Raw genomic sequence first — 25,522 nt, forward strand, 5'->3', positions numbered from 1 at the left:
GTTTTTTTTACTTCTTTTTTCTTGGTTAATAGTTTGGAAAAGTGATTGTTGGAGAATAGTTAGAAAGGTTGCGCCTATTTACTTTGTTCTATTTTTATTTTTGTTTACGGTTAATTTTTTCTTTATGAAGACTCCTGGGTTCTGATTAGGTACTTTTGGAGATAAGTTTCATGATGTTTTGGGGATAGCCAGCACTAGCGCTAATCATGATGAAAAGTTGAAACATGGCTGGTTTATAGGTGGAGAAATATTGAAGAGTAAAGATGGAAATTTATGAGTAGGTGATGACGATAGTGTTAAGTGCGTAGAGAAGTATTTAGGTTTTGCTAGTGAATGTAAAAGTAATCATAGTCATGGTTCTTCCGGAAGTTCTGCGGATGATAGTTTGTTTCAGAATTTAACTTCTTCAAGTAAATGGAATATTTTTAGAATTTCAGATGGTAGTGGGAAAGAAAAGTATGCAGCATTTGCTCCAGCTTGGTATACCATTTCTAGTTACCAGATTGTTCATGCTTTTTCTTTATCAAATAAGTTAATTCTTATTATTTTGTTGTCTTCTATATTTACCATTACTATGTCCTTTAGTTCTTTTGCATATGCTTTAGAGGATTTCTTTAGACCTCTGAAAGTATTTAAGTTACCAACAAAAGTTATGGCTTTAGCTGTTGCAATTTCTATTAGATTTGTTCCTTCATTGATTATGGAAGCTTTGAGAATTATTAAGGCGCAGGCTTCTAGGGGAATTGATTATCAAAATGGAAAATTAAGAGATAAGGCTTCTGCATTACTTTCTCTTTTTGTGCCATTATTTGTAATTTCATTTATAAAAGCAGGAGAATTATCAGAAGCAATGACTGCTCGTGGGTATAATCACAATCATCCAAGAAATTCATTTAGGCTTCACATAGTTCGTATGTGGGAGTTGATGGTTCTATTTGCTTCTATGTTTTTTATTTCAATACTTTACTATTTCTATTTTCATTCATACTATTTAGGTTTATTTATGACACCAGAACAACTTGTGATGATTGCTCGATAATAAAATTTATTTAGTTAAGCATAAAAAGCGATAATGGCCACTAAAAGTATCAAATTTAAATCTTGAATTCATCAGAAAATTTTTGAAGAGGCGGATAATTGTGTATTCAAGTTAGGGCCAGATGAAGTTTCGCTTTTAGGAGCTACTATTTACAAAACACTTAACTTTGAGCATTCTCATTTTCAACTGGTAGAGTTCAAAAAAGATGAGGTTTACTTCTTATTTAAGGTTCTAGAGGATAAGTTAGAGAGCGATTACGAGTTTGATTTAGAGACTAATAGGTTTATTGTTAGAGGAGAAGCGAAGAAATTATTTGATCTATCTGATTTTGTTAGTGAAGGAGGCAAGGGTTCTGTTGTTGATCTTGAACCAGATTATTCTTCTCTTCCTAAAACTAAATCAAAGCCAAAAACAAAAACAAGTAAGCCGAAGAAGAAAAAGGAGCCTACTCCTTTGATGACTGGGGAGGAGATACGTGTAACTGATTTGCCTGATGTTGATAAGAAAGAAGAGGATTTAAGTGATCAATTAGTAACTGAGGAAGTAAAAAGTCAACCTGAGAATTTGGATTCATTAGATGAAAAATTAGATGAAAAATTAGATGAAAAACAGGAGGAGATAGTTGATGTTTTACAGACTCAACAACAAGAAGAAGCGTCTGAAGAGTTAAAGCCATTACAAGATGAAGAAGTTAAGTCTGATGATTATTTCTCTAGTCAGGAGAGCGATTCAAAAGATGAGACTAGACCTGAGATTTTTAATTTTGACGAGTCTTACGAAAGTTTAGGTGACGATAATCCTCTTCCAAAAAGAGATCCTTTTGTATTTGTATCAGTAAAAGAGGCTGTTGCGAGAGAAGAACAAGAATTAAGAAAAGCGAAGGAAGAAAGCTATGGAAAATTTTCTTTTGAAACTGTAAGACAAGATCCTTACTTTAGGACAATAGATCCAGCTACAAAATATCTCTATCCTGTAGATTTAGATAGGCCAACTGGTATCTGGTTTGAAATAGAGAAGGACTTTAAAGAAACAGATGAATTCTGAAAAGAATTAAGAGATTACTATAGGGTTCCAGAAGGAGAATTACAAAAGAAATTAGCTCCTCTTTCTAAGACTTCAGAAGATTTACCTCCTATTTTCTCTAAGAAAGAGGGAATTCAAGAGAATCTGAAGGATCTTCATGCAGCAGTAGTAGAGAGAATTAATAACAAGATTACTGAATTAGAAGAGCATAAGGTTTCTATACGAGAACAATTATTAGATTTAGAGTCTAGATTAATTAAAGGAGGGATAAATCCTAGAGAAGACGTTAGTTATAAGGAACTTGTTTTAGAGCAGAAGGCGATATCAGAATGCATCGGTAACGCCAATGCTTCTTTAAATAGATATTCAGAGGCAATCAAGACAATAGAAGAGAATGCAAATGAGATACTGCACAAATCAGTAATAGACATCAGGGGTAACCCAGAGATGATGTCTAAGCACTACGAGAAGATAACAAGTAGATTAATTGATTTAAACCTTGAAATTAACTCTATTCATAAGAGTCATCTGGAGATAGAGAATGTATTGATTAAACGTCTGAAGGATATAGAGGATGCTAAGGATCTTGAAGAGAAATTAATTCAATTAGAGAAAGATGAGATACTAAAAGAATTCCAGGAAGAAAATCAGGAGAGTTTAGAGAGAAGAAATAGAACAGAAGTTTATAAGGAGTTAGGAGCAATACAGGAGAGCACTGCTTATATCCAAAAACATATAGAGGCAGAGAAAAAGAAAATTAATTATTACTTAAATAACCTTAAGACACTTGATAGGTACGAGAGTTATGAGACTTCTGTATTTGAACATAACAAGAAGAAAAAACAACTTAAACGCGATGCTATTCAGTTTAGAAAGAGTCTTTATCAATTGAGATTGGCTATTAATAGAAAAGAGAAAAAATATGATGATTTCTTCATAAATGTTCAGGATTCAATTAAGAGTTTCAAATTAGAAGTTGCAAGAACTTGCGCAGATAACGATAGATTAGCAGAGCACTGTTTGCATAAATGAAGACAAAAATGGGAAAACGAGGGTATGCCTGTAGTTGCAGACATGTTTGATAGAACTGAAAGAATAATTCAGGCTTTTTCTCCTATTCCAGCTACTCAGGTAATAAAGATTTACAAATTGCAGAGAAAGTTAATGAAAGAAGCGGTTGATAGACAAAGGGAGTGAAAAAGGGTATTTAATGAGATTCAGAAGGAATTCAAAGCAATGCAATATGAGTTGGATACACCTAAACCTTCTGAATTGGATAATAGGTATCTAGAAAAGCTTGATTCTGCAAGTCTGAAGTTGTCTAAGGAAACTAAGAAGGCTATGTTTATTTCTGAACAAAATTTTCAGTTGTCAAATCATAAGGATCCGAAGTTAGGGCTTGATCCAAAGATATTGGATGATGATGCTTTCTTGATAATTGATCAAGTTTGGAGAAACCTTACACCTGAACAAGAGCTTTTTGCCGCAGAGCAAATGAAACAGGAACAAATAGATAAGAAAGCTGAAGAGTATAAGAGACATAAAGACTTTTTACGTAGTGAGCAGTTGAAAAATATTGGAAATAGATTCCCAACTAAGATGGCAGCTTTAGATAAGAATTCAAAAGTGTTGACTAGTCTAGAGAAGGAAGAAAAATACAAAGATATTGAAGATGGAGAGTTGCAAATGTGAAAACGTGACAATTACTTGATTTCTAACTCAAGAGGTGAATTCAAAGAGGCTTTATATGAAATAACTCAGAAATTGTTTAGTACTAGATCTGTTCGTTTGGTAGATTCAAATATGGTGTTTACAGATGATGGATTTGTTCGAGATGGAAATACAGAGATAATGTCAGCCAAAGACTTCTTTATTAAACCAGATAAAGATCAGTTCAAAGATGCATCAGATGAGTTGGATTTAAGAGAATCTGAAGAGGCTCGCAATGAACCAGATGAGAAGATGTTGGAACTTCTTTCTGATACAGAGTACATATCACATATCAAGGAGAGAGAGGAGAAATTGGGAGGATTGAGCAATCCACCTAAACCATCTATTACAGAGTGGGCTCAAATTAGTTTGAAGAAATATCAAGAAGAGAAAAGCAAAACATATGATCTTGAGATTCTGAGAGGGAAATTGCTTGAGATTGAAGATGAGATGAAGTCTCTGAGGGACTATCATGAAACTAATACTTCACAGTTACAACAGGCTTTGATGGATAGAGAGGTTGCATTTGATGAATTAAAAACAGAGGTAAATCAAGCTAAAGATTTCTTGACAGATAAAGAGAAAGAACTAGAAGATCTTTTTGCTGAAACTGAGAAATCTTTAGCAATCAAATTGGAAGATGATAGAGATGATCTATATCCTTCTGGAACAGATGTTAAAGCAGTAACAGACAAGGAAAAGAAACAAGGATTTTTCTATTGAATTAACAGGTGAATATATGGTCCAAAAAATAAGGATGAGAAGGATGATTTTACAACCGTATAAAATTTACGATTATGTCAAGAAAAGATAGGTTAACTGGAAAAGTTGCTAAAACAGGAAATAACAGATCTAAGGCTCTTAATATAACTAAGAGAGACTGGAAATTTAACATACAGACTGTTACTTTAGTAGATAAGACTGGCAAAAAAGTTACTCTGAAAACTTCTGCTAAAAATATAAGAACTATTAAAAATAAAGGGTTGGTAAGATAATGTCACGTTTTATTGGAAGTATTTTTAAGAAGTCAAGACAAATGGGCATGTCCCTTCTTGAAAATAATAGAGAGTTTGACAAGTGAAAAGGAAGAACTTCTCCTCCCGGGCAGCATGGATCTACTAGAAGAAGGGGGAAGATTTCTATTTATGGTGAACAGTTAAGAGAGAAGAAGAAGGTTGGATTGATGTATGGTTTAACTGATACTCAGTTGAGAAGGTTCTTTAAGATGGCTAAGAAGTTAGAGGGCTCTCTTTCTGATAATTTACTTCAACTATTAGAAAGAAGACTAGATAATATGGTTTTCAGAATGAATTTTGCTCCTACTAGAAGAGCAGCTAGACAGCTTGTTTCTCATGGTCATGTTCTGGTTAATGGAAAGAAATTGGATATTCCTTCTGCTTTAGTTAATGCTAAAGATGAGATTGAGATAGTTTCTAAGATTAAGAAAATACCTCTTGTTAACTATTTAAACGACAATGATACTCCTGATTATGTGGATGTAGATGTTGAAGGAAAAAGAGGAATTGTGCTTAGATATCCAGAGAGAAAAGAGATTAATCATCAAATTAATGAGGTTTACGTTGTTGAGTGATATAAAAGACTGGTTTAATTTAGTTGTGAAATGCATCCTAGGATCAAGGCATTAGTAGATTTATTTCCTCAGGGAAATGTGCTAGTGGATATAGGCTCAGATCATGGTCATTTGGGTTTGGAGTTGTTGAGAAGCGAGAAGGCGATTAGAGTTATAAATATTGATTTAAGCGCAGATGCTTTGGAAAGATCTAAAGTGGCTTATAAGCGTCTTGGTTTTGAAAAAAGAGCTATGTTTTTACTCAATGATGGATTTACTAGTTTAGTTAGTTTTCCAGAGAATAGTGTGGTTGTTATTGCTGGGATGGGGACTGTTCAGATTCTTAAAATTTTAGAAAGAATGCCGTCACATATAAAACATTTAATATTGTTGAGTCATACTGATTATTTTTTGATTAGAAAGTGAGCTTTTAAGAATTTTTTCTTTATAAAAAATGAGAAGTATGTGGATGATGGCGATCATTGTTATTTAGCCTTAGATTTAGTTAGAGTTCCTAAACAAGTTCATTCATCTAGCATAAGGGATTACATTTTTGGCAGAGAGGAATTTTGAAGAGAATTACATATGGATTTATTTTCTAAATATTGAGCAGATAAAGCTAATAGAGTTTTGAAGATTCCTTATGAGTACAGAGATGAAGTTGAAAGAGAGACAATTAGGTTTTTAAAAGATAACGAAATACTATAGTGAAGTGAAGAAATTTAGTAAATAAGTTATTAGGGCGCAATTACGGAGTAAGCAAAGCTGGAGCGGATACTTATTCCAATAATACAAGTTCTGATTTAGAGGTTGTAGATGTGGTTAGAGAATCTAATTTTTCTATAAATGATTTAAAGAGTATTTCTGAAGATAACTTGAGGAATGCAATAACTTTTTTAGATCATAGACTTAGATGGACTAAGAGAAATTTAGAAGAATATGAGGATTCTAATGTTTCTGGTCAGGATCTTCAGAGAGTGATTTTGAATCCTAATGAAGCGGCCTTAATTGATTTTGAGTATGACATAGAAGAAGTGTCTAAAGCAGCTGAGTTTAGTAATGAGTTTGTTGATAGAGAAACAAAAAATATTAAGGCTTATGTGAAGGACTTAGAGGCTAAAACTGCTCAAGAATTTAAAAAATCAGAGGATTTAAAAACACAGCAGGACGAAATCATTAAGGGTAAGTTTAATAACGTTAGTTTTCTTAATTCAATTGAGGATTCTGGTTTATTTATTTCTCAGTTGAAACAAGCTGAGGTTAGATGCGCTCTTTTATTAACAGACTCTTTCTTTACTAGGGATACTGATTTCTATAAGAGAATTACTGATTTGTTGGATAGAAATAAGATTTCATTTGTTGAGTTTACAAATATACAGCCGGAGCTGGATAGGAAGTTAATTTTTAGAATTTCTGAGTTTGCAAATGATCATGACGTGAATGCCCTTATTGCTATTGGTAGTATGTCAACTGTTGATATTGCGCAGATTTTGATGCCTAAATTGATGAAACCTAACATAATTAGGTTGCATAAAACAAGGGAGTTTGAACCTGCTTTAGCTGCTAAGTATTCTTTGTTTACTATTCCGACTTTTGTTGTTCCTGATCCTAAAGTTAACTCTAGATCAGCAATAAGAAATAGATTGTTCTTGCCTAAGTATGATTTCTTTGGAAATATTCTTTATTTGAAAAGTGAAATTGATGATGCAGAGGGTGTTTTCTATTGTACCGATGTATTTGAGATATTGAGCAGGGACAAGATGCAACAAGTATTGCATGAAACTTTCTTTAGATTGATTTTCTGTTACTTTGATCTTTCTTCTACTGACTCTCTTTTGGATTCCATTGTTAACAACATTAAGACTGTTGAGAAGTTATTGGATGTGTTTGTTTTTGGAAAAGAGTTGAGTCATGAGGATAAGAGAATTTTGATTCACATTATTTCATCTACTCTAGATGGAAGGTCAATAGTTGATGTGGTTGATTTTTGAGCTATTCATAAACTTGAAGGAGCTTTGTCTCTTCTGGTTAATTCCAAGAGATCAGATGGACTTGCTTTGTTTATGCCGGCATATATAGAAGCTTTGTCTATTAAGAGTGCTGAATTTAATAAGAGGGCTAAGAAATTAGCTGCTGATTTGTATGATGCGCATTCAATAGAGGGGCTTATCTATAGATTGTCTCTTCATATTAAGAAGTATGGCTTACCTTCTTCTTTATTGGATGTTGAGCAGGTTAAGAAGGTTGATTACAAGTTTTTAACTTCCTTGTTACAGAAAGCAAAAATAGGGTCTATATTTGGAATATTGCATAAGACAATTGTTAAGAATGTAGCAATCTTATAGTTGCTTTATTTTTTTTAAGGTTGAGAAGTGATTCTTGACTAGTTTGGTACAGATTTCTTCGTCTTTGTATCCTGCTTTTTTAAGGGCTAGATAGGCATCTATTACTGAATTTGGTCTGTAGTAACTGTTTCCGTAGGGTATAGCAACTCCTGTTTTTTGGGAGATAGATTCCATTTTTAGTATGAAGAGATATCTAGCTATTATGGAAGCTAGAGCGACTGATAGATAGTATGATTCTGCTTTGGTGCAGAAGAGGTCTATAGTTACTGGTTGTTCGTTTATTTTTTTTAGATATTCGTAATAGAGTTTTTCGTTTGTGAAAGCATCTATTACTCTGAATTCATCTCCTTTTATTTCTGAGTGAACTTTATTGTGTAGAAAGGCTATGAGGATATTTAGGTTGGAATATTTTGCGTAGAGCTGGTTGTATTCTTCAATAGTTAAATCTATATAGGAGTATTCACATAGTTTCATTATTTGAGGAGCTACTTCTTTTATTCATTCTTCTGTGCAGGCTTTTGAATCTTTTATTTTTTTGAAGAAAGCGGTTTGTTTTAGTTTTTTTAGCGTGGGTTCATCTAGTTTTACTGCTACTATAGAAAGAGCTCCGAAGAAGTCCCCTTTTCCTGATTCGTCAGAACCTATAGATAACTTTTCTCAGTTTGCATTATTAGAGTTCATCTCTTGCTTCTATTTTCATTAGGGTTAATCCGGTTTTTATAACTCTTCTGATGCTTTCTAGTAAAGCTAATCTTTGAGAAAGTAAATCTTTATCCTCTATCTCACTATTTAATATGGAAGTTTCTTCGTAGTAGGAGTGAAATAGTTTTGCTAGTTTGAATAAGTATTGAGGTAATTTGTGTGGTAGGTGGTTGATAGTTATGTTTTCTAGTAAAGGTTCGAAGTGTATTAATTGATTCAACAGTTCTCTTTCTTTGTTTTCTAGTTTGTTGAAGTTTATGTTTGGGTTTAGGTACAGAGATGAGTCTATTTTTTGTAGTATTTTTGAGATTCTTGAGTATGCATATATTACGTAGTAGACAGGGTTGTTGTAGTCTTTAGATCTTATTTTTTGTACATCTATTTCTAGCGATGTGGTTGATGGTTGAGAGATGAAGAATCATCTTACTTCTTCATAAGTCATATAATTTGCTAGGTCTCGCATGAAGATTGCTGTAGAGTCTCTTTTTGACATCTTTATTGCTTTTCCACCTTCTAATAGCTTTACTAGTTGTAGGCATATGAACTTGATTTTCTTTTCTTCTCCTTTGTTTCTAAGTTTTAGGTAACCAATTAGTTTGTCTATGTGGCCGTAGTGGTCGCATCCTAGGACATTTATGATTTCATCTTTTGGGCCTATCATTGATAGTTTTTGTTCGTGGTATACGATGTCTTGCATGAAGTAGGTGTGCTCTCCGTTGCTTTTTATTAATACTTCTTTCTTAGATGGTATATTCAGTCAAATAGCTCTTTCCCAGTTGAAAGTATATTTTTCTATTTCTCTAAGGATTCTGTTTATGTTGTAAGTAGTCATGAATGAGTTTTCATGTCTTCAGTAGTCTACTTGTATGTTGTATTGACTCATTACTTTTCTTATGTGGTGTAGGAAGTAGTTGAGTACTAGTTCTTTAACTTCTGTGTAGGCAGGTTCTTTTAATTTGTCTATTTGATTTACACATCATCTGTGTTGGTATTTTTTTCATAAGTTATCTACACATTCTTGCATATCTATTCCTCTGTAGGATATTTCTTGTGGGGCTTTCAGTAGGTTTATTTTGGTTGGTATATATTTCCTTTCTTTTCATAGTTCTCAGAATGAAAATATAAGTTCTTTTATTTGGTTTCCTGCGTCGTTTACTAGGTATTCTCTTTTTACTGAATAGCCCATATATTCGAATATGTTTCCTAGGGTGTCTGTTAGGATTCCGTGTCTTGTGTGGCCTATGTGTAAGTATCCTGTTGGATTAGCTGACACGATTTCTAGGTATTTTCAACCTCTATTCTTTATTCTTGGTTGGTCTTTTATTAGGTTTGAGTAGTATTCTTGGAATACTTTTTCTGAGAAGGTTATGTTTATGAAGCCATTGTTTTCTACTTTTATTGAGGATATGTATTCATTTTTTGATATTAGTTCTACTATTTCTGTGGCTATCTGCTTAGGATTGACTTGATATTTTGATGCTATTTGAAGTGCAACGTTTGTGCAGATGTCTCCTTCGTAATCTGAATTAATCACCTCCAGAGATATTTCACCAACCTCATAGCTGAGATTGGTTAAAGCTCTTTTTATTTCTTGTTCTAAGATTTGTTCAATTTTGTGCAAGTCTTAGTTATCTATATATAGTTCTTTTAATTTTAGTTCTTATTATTTATGGTTTATTTTTGTAAGCTGTTAATTCGGTAACATATTATTAGTTAGGGAGAAGGGCGTGTAGTTCAATTGGTAGAACGATAGTCTCCAAAACTATATGTTGTGGGTTCGAGTCCTGCCACGCCTGCCATTTTTTGTATGCCTATATTTATTTTGAGTTGTTGGGGGTATGGGATAGGAGCAGCTATTTTGGCTCTTTTAATCGGCATTGTTGTTGGTTGACTTGTTGCTTCTAATGTTTTGAAAAAACAAATAAAGGAGAATCCTCCTATTACTGAGCAACAGATAAGGGAACTTTATAGACAGACAGGTAAGAAGCTTTCTGAGAGTCAAGTTTTGAGAATTATGAATAGTATTAAGAGGCAACAGGATTAGATGGCTAGGTTTGTTACTAGTGTATCTAAATTCAATGATTCCGTCAATCTTTCTGATCTTCCAGATATAGCCTTAGTAGGCTCTTCTAATTCTGGTAAGTCGTCTTTAATAAATACTTTGGCTAAAGCTAGGATAGCTTTGATTTCTAATAAGCCTGGCAAGACTAGAACACTTAATTATTATGAGTTTGATAGGCATTATTTAGTTGATACTCCTGGGTATGGGTTTTCTCAGGGTTCTAAGACTGATAGAGCTACTTTACTTTCTATATTAGATAGTTATTTTTGTGAAGGGGAGAGGCCTATAGTCGGGGTTTTTCAGATTATTTCTAGTCATGGTTTGACTAGTAATGATATGGAGATATTTTCTTTTTTGACTAGTAGGTTTCATAACTATACGTTGTTGATAAATATGATAGATAAGCTTTCTAATAATCAGCAGAAGAATTTATTGAGTGAAGTTTTGAAGACTACTAAGCTTTCTGAAGATTCAGTTTTTTTAATTAGTGCTAAAGAGGGAGTGAATATAAATTTGGTTAATAAGAGGATAAGAGATTATTTGAATTAATAGGAATGATGAAGTATTTTTCTACTCTTTTGCCACCACCTAATTTGACTGGAGTGTTGCATCTGGGTCATATGTGGAATGCTATTCTTCAGGATACTCTTATTAGGTATTACAGAGGTTTATTGGGAGAAGACAAGTGTTATTGAGGATATGGAGTAGATCATGCAGGGATATCTCTTCAGATAAAGGTAGAGGAGGAGCTTAGAAAAAAGGGAATATCTAAGGATTCTTTGTCTAAGGAGGAGTTTGATAGGAAGTTATGGGAGTGAAAAGAATTGCATGAAGATAGGATAACTGAGCAATATTCTAGATTAGGTTATCTATTGCCATTTGACGAGAAGAGATTTACTTTGGATGAGAAATCTAAGGAGTATACCCTTTCAGTTTTTAGGAGATTGTATGAAGAGAAGTTGATATATAGAGCAGAGAGATTGGTTAATTGGGATACTACGCTTAAGACAGCTATTTCTGATGCTGAAGTAGATTATGTAAAGACTAACGGGAAGCTTTATACGATTAAGTATCAGGTAGAAGGAGAGGATTCTTATATAGAAGTATCTACTACTAGGCCAGAGACTATATTAGGGGATGTAGCAGTGTTTGTTCATCCTGAGGATGAGAGGTATGTTCATTTGATAGGAAAGAATGTTCTTATACCTATTATTGATAAATCTATACCTGTTAAGTCTGATACTTATATTGATATTTCTTTTGGTACAGGGGTTATGAAGTGTACTCCTGCTCATGATTTCAATGATTATGAGTTAGGAAGCAAGTATGGTCTGGATTTAATAGAGGTATTTGATTCTGATTTAGTTGTTAAGTTAGATCCTTACAAAGGATTGCATAGGGATAAAGCTAAAGAGTTGATAGTTAAGGAATTGTTGGATAAGGGGTTGGTGACTATAGTTGATTATTCATCTAATGTTTCTTATTCTTCAAGGAGTAAGACTGTTATTGAGCCTCTTTTGAGTAAGCAGTGGTTTGTTAAGAGTTCTGAGTTGGCTAAGAGAGCATTGAAGTTTTGAAGAAAAGATTTTTCTTCTATGGAGGTAACTAAGAAATCTAAGAATGATGAGTTGGTTTTTATGTTTGAGAATATGAAGGATTGATGTATATCTAGACAGTTGGCGTGGGGGATAAAGATACCTGTTTATTTGAATGATTTGACTAATGAGCATTCTTTAGAAAAAAGAGAAGGTTTGAGGGAATCTGAGGATGTTTTGGATACCTGGTTTTCTTCTTCCCTTTGGCCTAATATAGTGTTTCATGGTAGGAGGGACATGTTGCCTTTATCTGTTCTTATTTCTGGAAAAGATATTTTGTTTTTCTGAATAGCTAGGATGATATTTATGTCTGTTTATTCAGAAGGGTTGTTACCCTTTAAAAAGATATTTCTTCATGGATTGGTTTTGGATAGCAAGAATAGGAAGATGTCTAAGTCTCTTAATAATGGGATAGATCCTTTAGTTTTGATTGATAAGTATTCACATGATGTTGTTAGATTATTTTTTTTGGGCAATACTCATGAGGATGGGAATATTTCTTTCTCTGAGCAGAAGTTGGATTATTATGCTAGGTTGGTTAAGAAGTTTGAGAATGCTGCTGTTTTTGTGGGACAGAAATTGGAGAAGTTGGATGTAAATGAGATTAGACAGGAGAGTTTGAATTCTAGTGAGAAGGCTATTTTTAAGAATTTTTTGGAGTTGAAGGAAAAACTTAAGGTTCATTTTGAGTCCTTTGAGTTTTCTTTTGTGGTTAAGGAAATAGAGAGATTTCTTAGAGATGATTTCTGTGGTACTTATTTGGAGATGTACAAGTATTGGGAGGTTAATAACAAAAATAATTTAGTTTTCTTATCTGCTCTTTGAAAGGAATTTATTTCTTTAATTAGTTCTGTTATTCCTGATTTTTCAAGTGGTATTTCATGTAAGTTTCATTCTGCTTCTCTTTCTGATTGGAGTCAGGATATTTCCCTAGATCCTCTTATATTTTGGTTTGAAGACTACTTTAAGTTTCATAGGTCTATCAGGAATAAATTAGCTATGCCTAAGAGTTATGAGATAAAGGTTAGGTTGTTTAGTGTTTTGGATGTTTCTTCAGATGAAATAAATAGTTCTCTTGCTTCTTTAGGACATAGGTTTTTAGGGTTAGAGAATGATGAGAGAAGGGCAAATGAAAGTGAGATTAGTGTTAGACATTCTAGTTTTGTAACTTATGTTGATATAGGTAAGGAATGGGTTGATAAATATAGGTTGATAATAGAAGAAGATAAAAAAAAGATACAACAAGAGATTGTTTTTTTTGAAAGACAAATAAATAAATTTACTTTTCAGACCCCTGAACATATAAGGCAGGAGTCAATTGATAAACTAGAGGAGAATAAGAAAGCTTTAGAGTTTTTAAATAAGAGTTATTAGATTATGGATCCAGTAAAGGGAGCAGTTGGTGCGGGAGTGGGAGTTTTAGCAATAGGGGGAGGATACGGAGTAAGTACTCTTTTTAAGGTTCCTGATGCTTCTTCTCTAGAAAAGTTTTTGGGGAGTAATAGTAGTCAGTCTAGTACTTATCCTAATGATAAGTTTGGTTGAAAGAATAAGGCAAAGTTAATTGCTGCTTTTGATTCTGGAAATCAGAAAAGATGGGAGTATATATACGATAAGATTCTTAAGCCTATGCAAACAGCTAGTGATGCGACTACACAACTGAATTCTATTTTTCAGTCAACTGCTGTGACTAAGGGTTATGCTGCTTCAAGTTCTGAAACTGGAGCCGCTAATGCATTAAATAAAGTTTGTGATGATCAGTATAAAGAGAATGATCCTACTGAGACTACGAAAAAATCTAATATTTGGAAGTTTTGTTCCTTTGATGGTGTTGTTCCAGCAACTGTATCAGCAGGATAGAAAATGAGTTTAGCTAAAGGAGCTGCCGGATTAGGGGCAACAGCATTAGTAATAACTGGAGGAGTTGGAGGTTACTACTTTTTTAGTGGCGTGCCTGCATGTTCAGTTATTTCTGCAAACACTACTACTTTTTCTAGTTATTCTAGCAAATATGGTCACTTTTATGGCGATTATTTAGTTGACCCTAATAAGTTAGATGGAGATAACAATAATTCAAGTTGATGAACATGGGCATATGGAGTGTTTACTTCTGTAGGAAAAGAAAATGTCGGAGAAAAGTTTAAGTCTGTTGAAAAGTCTTTTAGTTCTGCTGAATCAGATGCAACAAAAGCTTTAAATAAGGTTTGTGATTCTGCTTATAAAGCTGAAATTGCTAACGTGACAAGCACTAAACCTGCATCAACAGACACAACCAAGTTTTGAGAAGAAGATGTTTGAAAGTTCTGTTCTATATCTCCATATAGAGCTAAACCTATTCTCTTATCTTCTTCTCAAGATGGTTCAGACAAAAGTTTGATAGATAGTAAAAATTCAGGAAAATTTGGCGCAACTCATAAAGATAAATTGGTTTCTACCAAAGACTATAAAAATCAATGATTTTGAGACTTAAAAGAAGAACAGCTTAAAAAGGAAACTGTTGCTGAACCGGAAAGTACTGAAAAAAATATTTTCAAATTAATGAAGAAGAACAAAAGATCAGTTAGAGATACTTGTCAAGATGCTTATCTTTTGGGCACTTCAGATAACGATGGTAAAGCCACAGATGCTGAATTAAAGAAATATTGTTTTTTAGAAAAGACTAGTTAGTAATAGATTAAGTTGTGGATCCATTAAAAGGCGCAGTTGGTGCTGGAGCGGTGGCTTTAATAGTAGCAGGAGGAGTAGGAGCTGCTTATATAAATAATGAACCAACTGCCTTTACTTTATCTTCTAAAGAAATTGGAACAGTTAGTTTTACTAATGGAAATATTGGCAACATAGAGGCTAATAAATCTAAGTTGGTTGCAGATCACGAGAAGAATAAGGATTGATTTAATTGAGTTTATAAGAACAAACTTTCATATGCAAAGGAAGCAAAAGAAGGAGAGGCGTCTAAGTTATCAACCGAATTTCAAGCTGTTACTGAAGGATACGGAACAGGAACTACTACGTCTTTAAATAAGGTTTGTGATGCTGCTTATAAAAAAAACAAGACTGATTTTGAAGGCAATAATGAGCCAAACAAGGTTAAATATAAGGCCGATGTTGAGAAATTTTGTATTTATAAAGAATCTGGTCAGTTAGATTTAGGAAGTTAATTTGGATCCATTAAAAGCAGCAGCGGTTGGCGGAGGTGCTTTGGCAATAACAGGCGGTGGCTATGGAGTTGCTACTTTATTAGGAAAAGAACCTAGCAAGAAACACATAGTAAACAAAGGAACTGAAGGTAATTTAAGTTATGAATTTCAACATCATTTTGTAGATGCATCTGATGGAAAAAATGATAGTTGATGAAATTGATCCTATAAGAGTAGATATCCTTCTGATACCTCTCGTTTAAGTACTGAATTTAAGACTGGAGTTTCAAGTGGCTCTGAGTTGAAAAGTAAGTGTTTAACTGCTTATTCTCAAGTTGTGAAAACAAGTATTCATTCTGATACTAAAGAAGCAAATAAAACTCAGTATGAAAAAGACATTTGAACTTTTTGCTCTATAGAAGGCAAAAAACCTTTTACTATAGAAGAGGCAGAAATTGAAGAGAAAGAGTTTCAAACAGGACAAGCTAATGCTTCTAAATTAGGTGGTTCTAAGAAAGCATCTTTAATTTCTACAAAACATAAGGGAAATGATAAATTTTGAGAAATACAAGCACAAGCTTTTTTTGAAACAGGTGGTTTAGGAAGTAGAGCGACGGTAGATGGAGCAGGTTTTAAAGAGTTGAGCACATCAGCTGTAACGTATGCATCTAAAAAAACAACTTCAGAACTTAAAGAAGCTTGTAAAAATAGATATGCGGAGGACGTAGAAACTAATAAGGAAAAAGAAACACTTAGATTTTGTTCTTTACAGGGAGGCAAACAAGAATAATTAACAAATATGGTTCCCTTTTTTAAAGTTGGGTTTGCAGTTGTTGTTTTGGCAGCAACAAGTGTGGGAGGATACTATCTTTTCAATATGGAAACAGGAGAGAAAAAGTCAGCTATTCTTCTTTCTGAAAGACCATCTCCAGATTCTGTATATACATCAGATAAGTTTGGCGGAATCTATTCCATTTACATGGTTGATCCCAATAAAGCAGAGAATGAATGATGATGAAATCGTGTATATGAAAACTTAAAGAAAGATATTGCAGACAGCACAAAGAATACTAAGTTAAGTGATAAGTTTCAAAAAGGAAAAATTGATAAAGCTTATTCTTCAGTAGAAGACGGTAAAGCTTTAAATCATGTTTGTGATGCAGCTTTTAAATCTACTCCTGATTCGTTAAAAACTCCAGCGAACTACGAAGAAAACGCTTGAACTTATTGCTCAATAGTTAACGCTAAATATATTTTTGTTACAGATAAATATACAGGTAAGTTTGGTTCTAAGCCGGAACACAAAAATAAGATTCTTTCTGTAGAAAATAACGATAATGATGCTTTCTGAACAGAAAGAAATAAACAGTTTTTTGGAGAAGCAGAAAAAGCTGGTTGAGGAGCTAAAGCTTCTGAAGGTTCAGAATTTGCAAAACTTTATAAAAAGAAATCAGAAAACAGTAGGGGAAATGACGATACTATCAAGAAAAAATGTAAAGATGCTTATGACACACCTACGTCCGGAACACCCACAGTAAAAGATACAGATATAGAAAAATTTTGTTATTTAATTCCTAAGGACATTTAGATCTTTAAATGTTTAATGTGGCTTAAATAGCCATATTTATTGAATTTGTTATGGTGTTTTTCGTGTTCGGAAAGTATGTTTGCATTTTTAAAGAGTAGTTTTGCAATTGTAAATTTAGGATTGGCTTCCGCTTTTAGTTTTGGTTTGGTTCATGCAAATGAAAGATCTAATAAAGCTTCAACCACTTGCAGTTCTGTTGTTAGATAGGCTACTTGATTTTTATTTATTTGGGGATTTTGTCGGATTTTTAAGGGTAGTTAATTAAAAGAAGAAAGTTGATTAGTAATCAGAAGAGTAGCAATTCCCTTCTTTTAATTAGACTCTTTATTAAAGTAGGCAGTTTTTAAAAGTTGTAATGGCAAAATTTGATGTTTCAGAGGATGGCCGTATAGATAGCTTAGAAAACAAGATATCTTTTTTAAAAACTGTCTGAATTGTAGAGTTTTCTGCTTTTGTTGTTGCATCAGTTTCTTATTTGTTAACAACACTATTCAGCGCAATCTTTTTGATAATTTTTGTTTTGTCAGGGTTTGTATTAGTTGTTTCTTGAGTTATTGATGTTTTTCGCTGTTTTACTTTAATTTCTGATATTTATGCTTTTGCAGTTGTAAATAGAGGCTTTAGCATGCCATTTTTCTATGCCTTTGAAAAGAGTTGTAAGCATTTGAAATTTGTTTTGCTGTTTTATCTATTAGGTTCAATGATTCCTCTTTTGTGAATTATTTCTTTTTGTTATAAATTTTTGTTTTTTGGTTCTTGGCAAGCTTTATTCAGATTAATTGAGGGTAGTTCTCCCGAGAAAACTAGTTTGTTTTAGGTTTGGTAATTTAAGAACCTAAGAAGAACGATTGGGTTTTTGTTTCATTTTTTCCTGTAATTCTTTTCTTTGAAAACAAACCTCGTTTATGTCTTGAGCTCGTTTTTTGTTTTGCTCTGCATCTTCTTCCTTTACTTCTGAAAAATTTCTTTTGTAACCGTCTGTTTTTATTCAGACTCCGCACATACCGTCTAGAACTTCATTTAAAAAGCCGACATCGTCTGCTTTGTTTTGATCTCACTCTCATTTCTTTTCGGGAGTAAACACTCCACCGAGAGACAAGCCAGCTACTATTGTTGAAACAGAAGCGACAGAAGAACTAATTAATGTAGGTGTTGTTAAAGCAAGTTTCATAAAGAAAGGAATGTGTTCAAAGAATTATAGAAATTTCATATTTGGTCTTATTAGTAGTGGTTTTTGGCGGGTTTAAGTTATGCAAGATAAAGAATTAAAAAAACTTTGTTCGCGGTAGTAAGTATGCCTTCCATTTTTCATCTATTTTTGAGCCAATTTTTAGCTATTTTTTTAATTATTTATCATCTGTAGAGGAGAGAAAAAATTAAATTTTGTTTGAATATTGGTTTACATGTTTTTTAGAAATACATATTTAGGAAAGTAGTTACTCAAATTGAGAAAAAGTATCTTTTTTAAGCTTCTCTACGGAGGCGTTTAATTTTTTATTTCGTTGGAACCTTTAGTTAAATCCTTAATAGGTGTAGGTTTTTTTGCAGTTTCTGGTTGTTTTACGGCAGGACTTTTTGCTGACGAGATTAACACTTACAAAGTTGCATGAAATAACGAGAAGGGAGTTTATGAAAAGACTTATTTAGATACAAGCAAGTATCAGAGTTTTTATAAAACTGCTAAGGAAAAAAAGAAAGAATATATAGGTCATGATGAGAAGAAGATTACTGACATATTGATTGATATGACTCATGAAGAGTTAGAGCAAATATGGAAGCAGTTGAAGTTGAGCGGAACTACTCAATATACAGCAGGAACAAGCGATGATGATTATCAGAGCGTTAGGAAAGTTGCTTCTGAAATAGCTTTCAGATGCGAACTTTGAGCAAATGGAAAAAATAATTCAGCTGATTACAACAAATTCGAGAAATTTTGTACTTTAGATTTGGATTCTGTTTCTTGGGATGCTGATGCTACTACCTAGAGAATGTCTTCAAATGTTTTAACTTTTGTTTTAGGTGGAGTATTTATTGCTGTTTTAAGTGGTAGTAGTTACTTTTTAGGGAAGAAAATCAAGGAAGAGTTGAATCATGAAGTAGAAAGAACAGTTAGAGCACCAACATTTTTATTGCATTCTGAAGAAGATTCTGATATTAAGAATAGAAAAGAATACATAGGAAATGATGTTGGGAAAGTTAAGAAGTTATTAGAGAACGCTAAAGGAAATTTAAGCAGAGACGCAGTCCACTATTTGAACACTCTTAAGGCTAGATGAAATGGCATGAATGGAGAAGCTAGACCTGATATAGACAAAATCAATTCTTTTAATAATCTTGATGATGTATCAGATTACATCACAAAATGATGTAAGAGAACTTCAAAAAAGACTTTGGTTTCTGTTCAGTTAGATGAGAGAACTGCAGAGGGAAAAAGATGAGGGATTTTTAAGGATGTTTGTTTCAAGAAAATCTAGATTGCAAAAGGTTTAAGTTGCTTATTTAATTTAGATTTAACAAATTAGAAAGTTGGCTATTGATCAGAGAAAGAGAGGTGTTTGTAAGATATTTAAAAAATAAAAGTTTGATATGGCTTCAACTGCTTTAACTCTTGTATTAGGAGGAACTGCTATTGCTATCCTTAGTGGCAGCAGTTATTTTCTTGGCACACAGTTCAGTTGAGAAACTGGAATGTCAAGAGTAGATAGCAATAAGACAACTTTCTTTTCTATAGCTTTATCAGATGAGAAAATGCATGGGAAAGAGTATGTTGGAGGCAAGGATCAAGATGATAACAACTCTGTAGATAAGTTAATAAAAAATTACAACCAAAAAAACAATGACTATAGAGCAGCTTTGAAAAAGAATTGAGGGAGTATGAATCTCAAAGATTCTGAAAATAAGAAACCTGAAGATGATTTGGACAGTTTATTTCCTAATGATGGAACTTCTCCTGTCTTGAGTGATAAGCAAACCGCAGTAGCTGATTTCACAAAAGCATGATGTAAGTCAAGAAAGAATAGAACATGAAAAACGGAGAAACAATCAGATTTAAATGTTTTTAAGGAGGTATGCTTTGCTAAAGAGTAAAGTTAATTTTTAATTCCTTATTTCTCCAAGACTTTATTCTTCCTCTTTGTTTTTTAGTGAATTATTGAATTTTTAAAAAAATAGCGGCTACATATTTATTAAAAGTACTGCTTATCATTTAAATTGACTATTAAGGTCTGCTCTGAATAAAAGCAGACTTTCAAATTTATGGATCCACTAAAAGCGGCAGCTGCGGCAGGTACTGGTGCAGTGTTATTGGGAGGAGGAGGTTGAGGATTGAGCATGGCGTTGAGTAATAACAGTATGCCTGATTATGTTCCTTTGACTAATCCTACTGGTACTTACTTTACAGACAACAAAGATTACTTTGCGGCTGTAAATGGAAATGAAAATTGATGAAGATGATCTTATAAGAATAGATGATCAGTTAAGAAACCAACAACAGGTAAGTTTCAGAACGTTACTAGTGGAGATGGGGATAAAGATTCTATTAAGAAGGTTTGTGAAGATGCTTATACAAAGGGTACTGACGATATTTCAGCAAATGCTACAAATGATAAATATTTAGAGTCTGAGGTTTGATATTTCTGTTCTGCAGTTGAAGAGAAACCGAAGACTATTTCACAAGTTGCAGAGGAAAAGAAAATTTATGATGCGATAAACAATTCTTATGGAAAGGAAAAAGCAAGCAATTTAGTTGCAGTAACTGGCAATGATTCTTTTTGATTAGAGCAAGAAAGATTATTTTTTAAAGAGGAAAACAAAAGTGATAGATCTGGAGCCAAGGCGTCTGAAACTGGAAACCCTTTATTTAGAAACTTATTTGCTAAAAGAAATAAAACCAGAGAAGAGCAAGACACTTTAAGGAATGCCTGTAAAGAAGCTTATAAGTCAAATAAAGATGAAAGCGTAGAAGGTAATAAAGTTCAGGAGGCGGATGTACTTAAGTTTTGTTCCGTTAAAGGTGAATAATAATAGATCATGTCAGCATTGATTAAAGCAGTAGCAGGCGTTCTTGTATTGAGCGGCTTTGCTGGAGGAGGTTATCTTATTTACGACTCTACATTAAGAGTCGTTTATCCTCTGAGTTCTTTGGAGGGTTTTGCAACTAAATATCAGAATACTACTTTTGGAGGGAAGTATGGAAGATATATGTTAGATCCTGCAAGAAATAAAAATGCATGGAATGAAGCCTATAAAAGATGAAGCTCTTCTACGGCAACAAAGAGTGCTGAGTTCACTGGCAATGATAAGGTGACAGCAGCCTATCATGAATCTACAGCTACTGCTTTAAATAAAGTTTGTGAAGCTGCTTTTAATAAACAATCAACTGATGTTAAAAGCGGAACTAATACTAATTACGAAAATGATGTTTGGACTTACTGTTCGATAGTTAAAGAGAAACCTAAAACAATTTCAGAAAATACAAGTGAAACTTATACAGACGCTAAAATCGGAAGTTCTAAAAAGACAACTTTAGTTTCTACAGAATATTCAGGAAATAGTATTTTCTGAGATATTAGAAACGAAGAATTCTACTCATCTTCTGGATCTAGATCTGGAAAAGATTTAGATACAGCAAAATCAAAATCTAAGTTCAAGATCAAGTATGATGCTGGAAATAAATCCGAACATATAAAGGATATTTGTAAGGCCGCTTATTTGACTGACTCATCAAATAATACTGAATATCCAAGTGATGATGTCGTTAAGTTTTGCACTTTAGATGGATCCAATTAAGTTAGCTGCTGGAACTGGCGCAGGCGCTTTAATAGCTGCTGGGGGGGGTTATTTAACTTACTCTAGTTTGTATGGTTTACACCTTCCAACTGTTCTTGCTGAATTATCGAATTTAAATACTGTTTATTCTGATACTGAATCTTTTGGAAGGAAGAATTCTTTATATTTGGTTGATCCGGATAGTAATCAGTGATGATGAGTAGAGAAGTATGAAACTTTTAAGAAAGATGCAATTGGAAGTGAGAAAGGTAAATTAGGCGAAACATTTAAGGATACAACTAAGGTTGCTTCTTCTTTTGGAAGTGAAGCAACTGCTTTAAATACTATTTGTAAAACAGCTTTTACCGGTAAAGAAAATGCTTTAAGTTCAGAAGATAAAAAAGAATCTAATGTTTGAACTTATTGCTCTTTATTAGAGGGGAAGCCAATTTTAGTAAGTAGTAGCAATTATTCAGACAAACGAGGCAATAGCCATAAAGATAAAGCAGTCGCAATAGATGTCAAAAATGATATTTTTTGGAATTTAAGAAATGATGAGTTTTTTGGAAGAAGAAAAGAAATTTATAAAGGAGAGTTAGCAACTCAAAACTCAAAATTTAGGGAGCTTTTTTACAAAAAGAAAAAAGAGAAAGACGATACCATCAAGAAGGTTTGTGAAGATGCTTATGAATCAGAAACATCAGATAATTCTAATTATCCAGAAGCGGATATTAAGAGGTTCTGTTATTTAAGTCCAGAACAGTAAAAATGTCTATCGCTAAATTAGGCGCAGGAGCTGGGGCGGCTGCATTGGTATTAGGTGGCGGCGGTTGAGGAATGAGTGTTTTATTTAGTAATATGATGCCTACATTTAAGACTTTAAAAGAGATTGGAGGGACTGGTTATGACACTAAATATGCAAAAGATTTCAAATCTCTTTTTGTAGATGATGGTTCTGACAAGAATAAGGATTGATGGGAATGATCTTATAAGAATAGATGACTCTCAGATAAGGATGGTAGTGAAGAAAGCACAAAACCTAAAAATAAATTTAAAGATTTAAAAGGGGGCTTTAAGAGAAAAGATTCAGATAGTGATAATTTTTTAAATAAGAAATGCAAAGATGCATATGGAGCAGAATCTGCAAAAGTTAAAAAAGATGCAAATGATAATGATGAATTTGAAGAAAGGGATGTTTGAAGATATTGTTCTATAGGAGGCATTAAACCTGTTTTGGTGAGCGAAAATAGTTCAGGTTACGAAAGTGATAAATTCGGAGATAAGTCGGGCTTAAAAGGGAAGTTAGTGTCCGTAAAAAAAGAAGATAAAGATTCAACTGATTGATTCTGGGAAATTAGAGAACATGAATTTAGATATGGAAAAGGAGGAGATGCTGTTACAGGAACTGGATCACAATCAGAAACAACAAACTCTATTTTTAGAGAATTGTTTGATGGGACAAGGAAAGGAACAGTTAAGGAGACTTGCAAAGAGGCTTATGAGGCAACACAAAACGGAACAGACACACATAAGTTTCATGAAAGTGACATAAAAAAATTCTGCTTTTTAATTCCTGATGGGTTGAATAATAGTTAATAAATAATGGATCCAGTCAAGTTATCTGCAGGAGGATTAGGTTTAGTAGTAATAGGGGCTGTGGGTTATGGAGTTAACGAGTTTGTTAATTCTATGGAACCTACTTTTTATGCTTTCTCAGAAGAGGATAATTTTTCAACAACAGATTACAACGACAAAATTGGACAAGAGTATGGAAAATACTTAGTGGGAGTTTATGGAAATACAAGCGCAGCAAAGGATAGAAATAAGAAATGATGAGAATGGTCTTACAAGCAATATCAGTATGATGTTAAGTATTATCCAAATGAGTTTGATGAAATTTTTTATAAGGCAGGACAAGAAAAAATTAACTCTCCATATAAGGATTCTGGTAGTAAATCTCCTAATTCTTCTCCAAAGGCTTTAAATGAGGTTTGTGATGACGTTTATAAGAAGGATAAAGTGGATATAAAACCAACTTCAGATGCAACGAAAAATAAATTAAATAAAAACTTGTGGAAGTATTGTTCTTCTCTAGCCCCTAAATTAGTGTTTTTAGGTGATAAATCTGGTTATGAGGCCGGAACATTTGGAAATAAAGTAGATCATCATGGCAAGGCAGTAGCAACTAAAGGCTATTCAGGAAGTAGCTCTAATGATAAGTTTTGAGAGTTAAAAAATGAGGAGTTTTTTGGGGCAGGAGAAGGAGATGGAAAAGGAAATAGTGCAACAGAAAATGGAATATTCAAAGAGCTTTATAAAAAGAAGTCAAATAGAGCATCTAGTGACACTATAAAAAATACTTGCGAAGCCGCCTATTCTAAAAAAACCACAGAAGCAAGCACAAACCCAACAGTGAATGAGTCTGATATTAAGAAGTTTTGTTATTTAACTTCCGAAGAATAGAAAAATGTCTTTAGCTAAATTAGGAGCTGCAGTAGCAGGAACAACGGCGACAGCAGTTGCAGGAGGATTCGGGATTAAGTGTGCTATTGATCAACAACAACCAACTACTTTGGTTGGTGAAGAAGGGTATTCTGGAACTGATAATTCCAAATATGGTCAAAAGAGAGCTAGTCTACTTATGTCTACTACTGCAGAAAGGAATAAACCTTTCTGAGAACAAAGAGTTAAGAAATTAGTTGAAGGCAGTTCTTTTTCTTTAGTAGCTGAAAGTTATTTCAAGACTAATTTTGAGACCAAACTTAATGACTACAAAACGAATAAAATGGATGAAACTAAATTAAAAGCAGCAGTAGATGAGTTGAAGAGCAATTGCAAATCTAAGTATGATGAGACAGCAACTGCACTTAAAACAGCAGATAAGTCTAAATGAGAAGAATTTTGAAGATTCTGTTCTGTTTCTGGGGAAGTTCCATCAGATTTAGATAACGATTTAACATCACCTTAATATGTCAACACTTAAAGGAGCTGCTGCTTTAGGGGCAGGAGCAGTAATAGTTGGAGGAACAGGCTTTGGAGTTTATAGACATTTGTCTCATGATCCTATGCCGGAGAATTATGTTGTTTTGGCAAAAAGTAGTGATAAGGTATCAGATACCGCCCATATTGGAAATGTTTATGGCGATTATTTAATTGCCCCTTTTGGGGACAATGGAAATGACAATAAAGAATGATGGGATTGGTCATATAGAAGATGACAGGCAGATTCTGAAAATAAGAATATTACGTTAAGTGGCAACTTTGACAAAAACGTAGTAAAGAGTTCTTATAGGGGCAAAAACGAAACATCCGGAGAAGAAAAATCTTTAAACAAAATTTGCCAAACTGTTTATGAAAAGGCAAAGACTGAAATAAATAAGGAGGCTAATAAACCAGAAAAAGAAAGATTGAAAAATGATCTTTGAAAATACTGTTCTGTATTTGGAGAAGCTCCGAAAACTGTTAGCGATATAGGAACTGAGAATTATGGAACTGGTACTTTTGGAGAAGATAAGAAAGACAAGTTAATTGGAATTACTGGTAATGATGGCTTCTGGAAAGTAAAGAATAAAGAGTTTTTTGAAAGAGGGGATAACAATCAAGGAACGGGCAATGGTTTAACTCAAGCCACTGATTCTTTGTTCTATGATCTTTATGATTCTAAAAATAAAGGAAGTAGAGGAGATCTAAGAAATACATGCGGAGCAGCTTACAGAGTTAATAAGACTTCTCAACCAACTGAACCTAAAGTTACAGAAACTAATCTTCTTAAATTTTGCACTTTAGACAAGTAGGTAGTATTAAAAAATTGTTTTAAATTTTCAAATTATTGTTGTCAAGACTTGATTTTTTTCTTTTTTGGTAGGCAAAAATTAGTTTTAGAAATAAATGTATAGGTTTTTATAGTTAAATATTTTTGAAAAAACATAAGCAACATATAGGTAAATTAGAGAATAATTTCAGGGAAAGAGTTTATATAGTTGC

At 33.3% G+C, this 25,522-nt stretch carries 29 protein-coding genes and 1 tRNA gene; 27 read left to right on the top strand and 3 right to left on the bottom strand.

Annotated elements, in window-relative coordinates:
• The first annotated feature begins 124 nt into the window (after positions 1–124).
• The 6 genes from H6411_RS03315 to H6411_RS03340 are packed head-to-tail and all read left to right on the top strand — an operon-like array spanning position 125 to position 7,687.
• On the top strand, positions 125–1,039 hold the full coding sequence (locus H6411_RS03315; RefSeq protein WP_246307746.1) for an energy-coupling factor transporter transmembrane component T: 915 nt from the start codon (positions 125–127) through the stop codon (positions 1,037–1,039).
• Positions 1,040–1,072: 33 nt separating this feature from the next.
• Complete coding sequence (locus tag H6411_RS03320; protein WP_216083222.1) at positions 1,073–4,558, top strand: coiled-coil domain-containing protein; 3,486 nt, start codon at positions 1,073–1,075, stop codon at positions 4,556–4,558.
• 11 nt (positions 4,559–4,569) lie between these two features.
• Complete coding sequence (gene rpmB / locus H6411_RS03325) at positions 4,570–4,767, top strand: 50S ribosomal protein L28 (RefSeq protein WP_216083223.1); 198 nt, start codon at positions 4,570–4,572, stop codon at positions 4,765–4,767.
• On the top strand, positions 4,767–5,381 hold the full coding sequence (rpsD, locus tag H6411_RS03330; protein ID WP_216083224.1) for a 30S ribosomal protein S4: 615 nt from the start codon (positions 4,767–4,769) through the stop codon (positions 5,379–5,381). The genes rpmB and rpsD overlap by 1 nt, the downstream gene beginning before the upstream one ends.
• Before the next feature lie 12 nt (positions 5,382–5,393).
• Positions 5,394–6,050, top strand: a complete 657-nt coding sequence (locus tag H6411_RS03335) for a class I SAM-dependent methyltransferase (protein ID WP_216083225.1) — start codon at positions 5,394–5,396, stop codon at positions 6,048–6,050.
• On the top strand, positions 6,050–7,687 hold the full coding sequence (locus tag H6411_RS03340; protein WP_216083226.1) for an iron-containing alcohol dehydrogenase: 1,638 nt from the start codon (positions 6,050–6,052) through the stop codon (positions 7,685–7,687). Before H6411_RS03335 ends, H6411_RS03340 begins: the two co-directional genes overlap by 1 nt.
• Here H6411_RS03340 and H6411_RS03345 read toward each other — a convergent pair.
• Together H6411_RS03345 and argS are read right to left on the bottom strand one after the other, a co-directional pair.
• Positions 7,682–8,368 carry a ribonuclease HIII gene (locus H6411_RS03345; RefSeq protein ID WP_216083227.1) on the bottom strand — a complete coding sequence of 229 codons (687 nt, stop codon included), beginning with the start codon at positions 8,366–8,368 and terminating at the stop codon, positions 7,682–7,684. The genes H6411_RS03340 and H6411_RS03345 overlap by 6 nt on opposite strands.
• Complete coding sequence (argS, locus tag H6411_RS03350; RefSeq protein ID WP_216083228.1) at positions 8,358–10,010, bottom strand: arginine--tRNA ligase; 1,653 nt, start codon at positions 10,008–10,010, stop codon at positions 8,358–8,360. Before argS ends, H6411_RS03345 begins: the two co-directional genes overlap by 11 nt.
• 102 nt (positions 10,011–10,112) lie before the next feature.
• On the opposite strand from argS, the gene H6411_RS03355 reads away from it, so the two are divergent.
• The 11 genes from H6411_RS03355 to H6411_RS03400 all read left to right on the top strand — a co-directional run bounded on the left by H6411_RS03355 (position 10,113) and on the right by H6411_RS03400 (position 17,588).
• Positions 10,113–10,188: transfer RNA gene (locus H6411_RS03355), tRNA-Trp, on the top strand.
• Positions 10,189–10,211: 23 nt separating this feature from the next.
• Positions 10,212–10,433 (top strand): YneF family protein, encoded by a 222-nt coding sequence (locus H6411_RS03360; protein WP_246307748.1) that lies wholly within the window; start codon positions 10,212–10,214, stop codon positions 10,431–10,433.
• Complete coding sequence (gene yihA / locus H6411_RS03365; RefSeq protein WP_216083230.1) at positions 10,434–11,000, top strand: ribosome biogenesis GTP-binding protein YihA/YsxC; 567 nt, start codon at positions 10,434–10,436, stop codon at positions 10,998–11,000.
• Between the two features lie 8 nt (positions 11,001–11,008).
• Positions 11,009–13,420, top strand: a complete 2,412-nt coding sequence (locus H6411_RS03370) for a valine--tRNA ligase (protein WP_216083231.1) — start codon at positions 11,009–11,011, stop codon at positions 13,418–13,420.
• A gap of 3 nt (positions 13,421–13,423) precedes the next feature.
• Positions 13,424–13,906: a hypothetical protein gene (locus H6411_RS03375; RefSeq protein WP_216083232.1), complete on the top strand. Its 483-nt coding sequence runs from the start codon at positions 13,424–13,426 to the stop codon at positions 13,904–13,906.
• Between the two features lie 3 nt (positions 13,907–13,909).
• Positions 13,910–14,713, top strand: coding sequence for a hypothetical protein (locus tag H6411_RS03380; RefSeq protein WP_216083233.1), 804 nt, complete (start codon positions 13,910–13,912; stop codon positions 14,711–14,713).
• 14 nt (positions 14,714–14,727) lie between these two features.
• Positions 14,728–15,204, top strand: a complete 477-nt coding sequence (locus H6411_RS03385) for a hypothetical protein (protein WP_216083234.1) — start codon at positions 14,728–14,730, stop codon at positions 15,202–15,204.
• 1 nt (position 15,205) lies between these two features.
• Entirely contained in the window at positions 15,206–15,973 is a 768-nt protein-coding gene (locus H6411_RS03390; RefSeq protein ID WP_216083235.1) for a hypothetical protein, read from the top strand.
• A gap of 9 nt (positions 15,974–15,982) precedes the next feature.
• Positions 15,983–16,771: a hypothetical protein gene (locus H6411_RS03395; RefSeq protein ID WP_216083236.1), complete on the top strand. Its 789-nt coding sequence runs from the start codon at positions 15,983–15,985 to the stop codon at positions 16,769–16,771.
• A 75-nt stretch (positions 16,772–16,846) separates the two neighbouring features.
• Entirely contained in the window at positions 16,847–16,978 is a 132-nt protein-coding gene (locus H6411_RS05925; RefSeq protein WP_369408495.1) for a hypothetical protein, read from the top strand.
• A 148-nt stretch (positions 16,979–17,126) separates the two neighbouring features.
• Positions 17,127–17,588: a hypothetical protein gene (locus H6411_RS03400; RefSeq protein ID WP_216083237.1), complete on the top strand. Its 462-nt coding sequence runs from the start codon at positions 17,127–17,129 to the stop codon at positions 17,586–17,588.
• 18 nt (positions 17,589–17,606) lie between these two features.
• On the opposite strand, the gene H6411_RS03405 is transcribed toward H6411_RS03400, so the two are convergent.
• A complete protein-coding gene (locus H6411_RS03405; RefSeq protein ID WP_216083238.1) occupies positions 17,607–17,942 on the bottom strand; it encodes a hypothetical protein in 336 nt (111 codons plus the stop codon).
• Positions 17,943–18,273: 331 nt separating this feature from the next.
• Between H6411_RS03405 and H6411_RS03410 the strand changes: the two genes are divergently transcribed.
• The 10 genes from H6411_RS03410 to H6411_RS03455 all read left to right on the top strand — a co-directional run bounded on the left by H6411_RS03410 (position 18,274) and on the right by H6411_RS03455 (position 25,332).
• The gene (locus tag H6411_RS03410; RefSeq protein ID WP_216083239.1) at positions 18,274–18,756 is read left to right on the top strand and encodes an SAM domain-containing protein; all 483 of its coding nucleotides are present in this window, start codon (positions 18,274–18,276) and stop codon (positions 18,754–18,756) included.
• Between the two features lie 3 nt (positions 18,757–18,759).
• Complete coding sequence (locus H6411_RS03415; RefSeq protein WP_216083240.1) at positions 18,760–19,245, top strand: hypothetical protein; 486 nt, start codon at positions 18,760–18,762, stop codon at positions 19,243–19,245.
• Positions 19,246–19,357: 112 nt separating this feature from the next.
• Complete coding sequence (locus H6411_RS03420; protein ID WP_216083241.1) at positions 19,358–19,858, top strand: hypothetical protein; 501 nt, start codon at positions 19,358–19,360, stop codon at positions 19,856–19,858.
• Positions 19,859–20,026: 168 nt separating this feature from the next.
• Positions 20,027–20,791 (top strand): hypothetical protein, encoded by a 765-nt coding sequence (locus H6411_RS03425; RefSeq protein ID WP_216083242.1) that lies wholly within the window; start codon positions 20,027–20,029, stop codon positions 20,789–20,791.
• 9 nt (positions 20,792–20,800) lie between these two features.
• Positions 20,801–21,559 carry a hypothetical protein gene (locus H6411_RS03430; protein ID WP_216083243.1) on the top strand — a complete coding sequence of 253 codons (759 nt, stop codon included), beginning with the start codon at positions 20,801–20,803 and terminating at the stop codon, positions 21,557–21,559.
• Positions 21,546–22,304: a hypothetical protein gene (locus tag H6411_RS03435; RefSeq protein ID WP_216083244.1), complete on the top strand. Its 759-nt coding sequence runs from the start codon at positions 21,546–21,548 to the stop codon at positions 22,302–22,304. The genes H6411_RS03430 and H6411_RS03435 overlap by 14 nt, the downstream gene beginning before the upstream one ends.
• A gap of 2 nt (positions 22,305–22,306) precedes the next feature.
• The gene (locus H6411_RS03440) at positions 22,307–23,134 is read left to right on the top strand and encodes a hypothetical protein (protein ID WP_216083245.1); all 828 of its coding nucleotides are present in this window, start codon (positions 22,307–22,309) and stop codon (positions 23,132–23,134) included.
• 6 nt (positions 23,135–23,140) lie between these two features.
• Positions 23,141–24,001 carry a hypothetical protein gene (locus tag H6411_RS03445; RefSeq protein ID WP_216083246.1) on the top strand — a complete coding sequence of 287 codons (861 nt, stop codon included), beginning with the start codon at positions 23,141–23,143 and terminating at the stop codon, positions 23,999–24,001.
• Between the two features lie 4 nt (positions 24,002–24,005).
• Positions 24,006–24,506 carry a hypothetical protein gene (locus H6411_RS03450; RefSeq protein ID WP_216083247.1) on the top strand — a complete coding sequence of 167 codons (501 nt, stop codon included), beginning with the start codon at positions 24,006–24,008 and terminating at the stop codon, positions 24,504–24,506.
• A 1-nt stretch (position 24,507) separates the two neighbouring features.
• Positions 24,508–25,332, top strand: coding sequence for a hypothetical protein (locus tag H6411_RS03455; protein ID WP_216083248.1), 825 nt, complete (start codon positions 24,508–24,510; stop codon positions 25,330–25,332).
• The last annotated feature ends 190 nt before the right edge of the window (positions 25,333–25,522 follow it).

This window comes from Candidatus Mycoplasma haematohominis (assembly GCF_902712995.1).
Classification (GTDB): Bacteria; Bacillota_I; Bacilli_A; order Mycoplasmatales; family Mycoplasmoidaceae; genus Eperythrozoon_B; species Eperythrozoon_B haematohominis.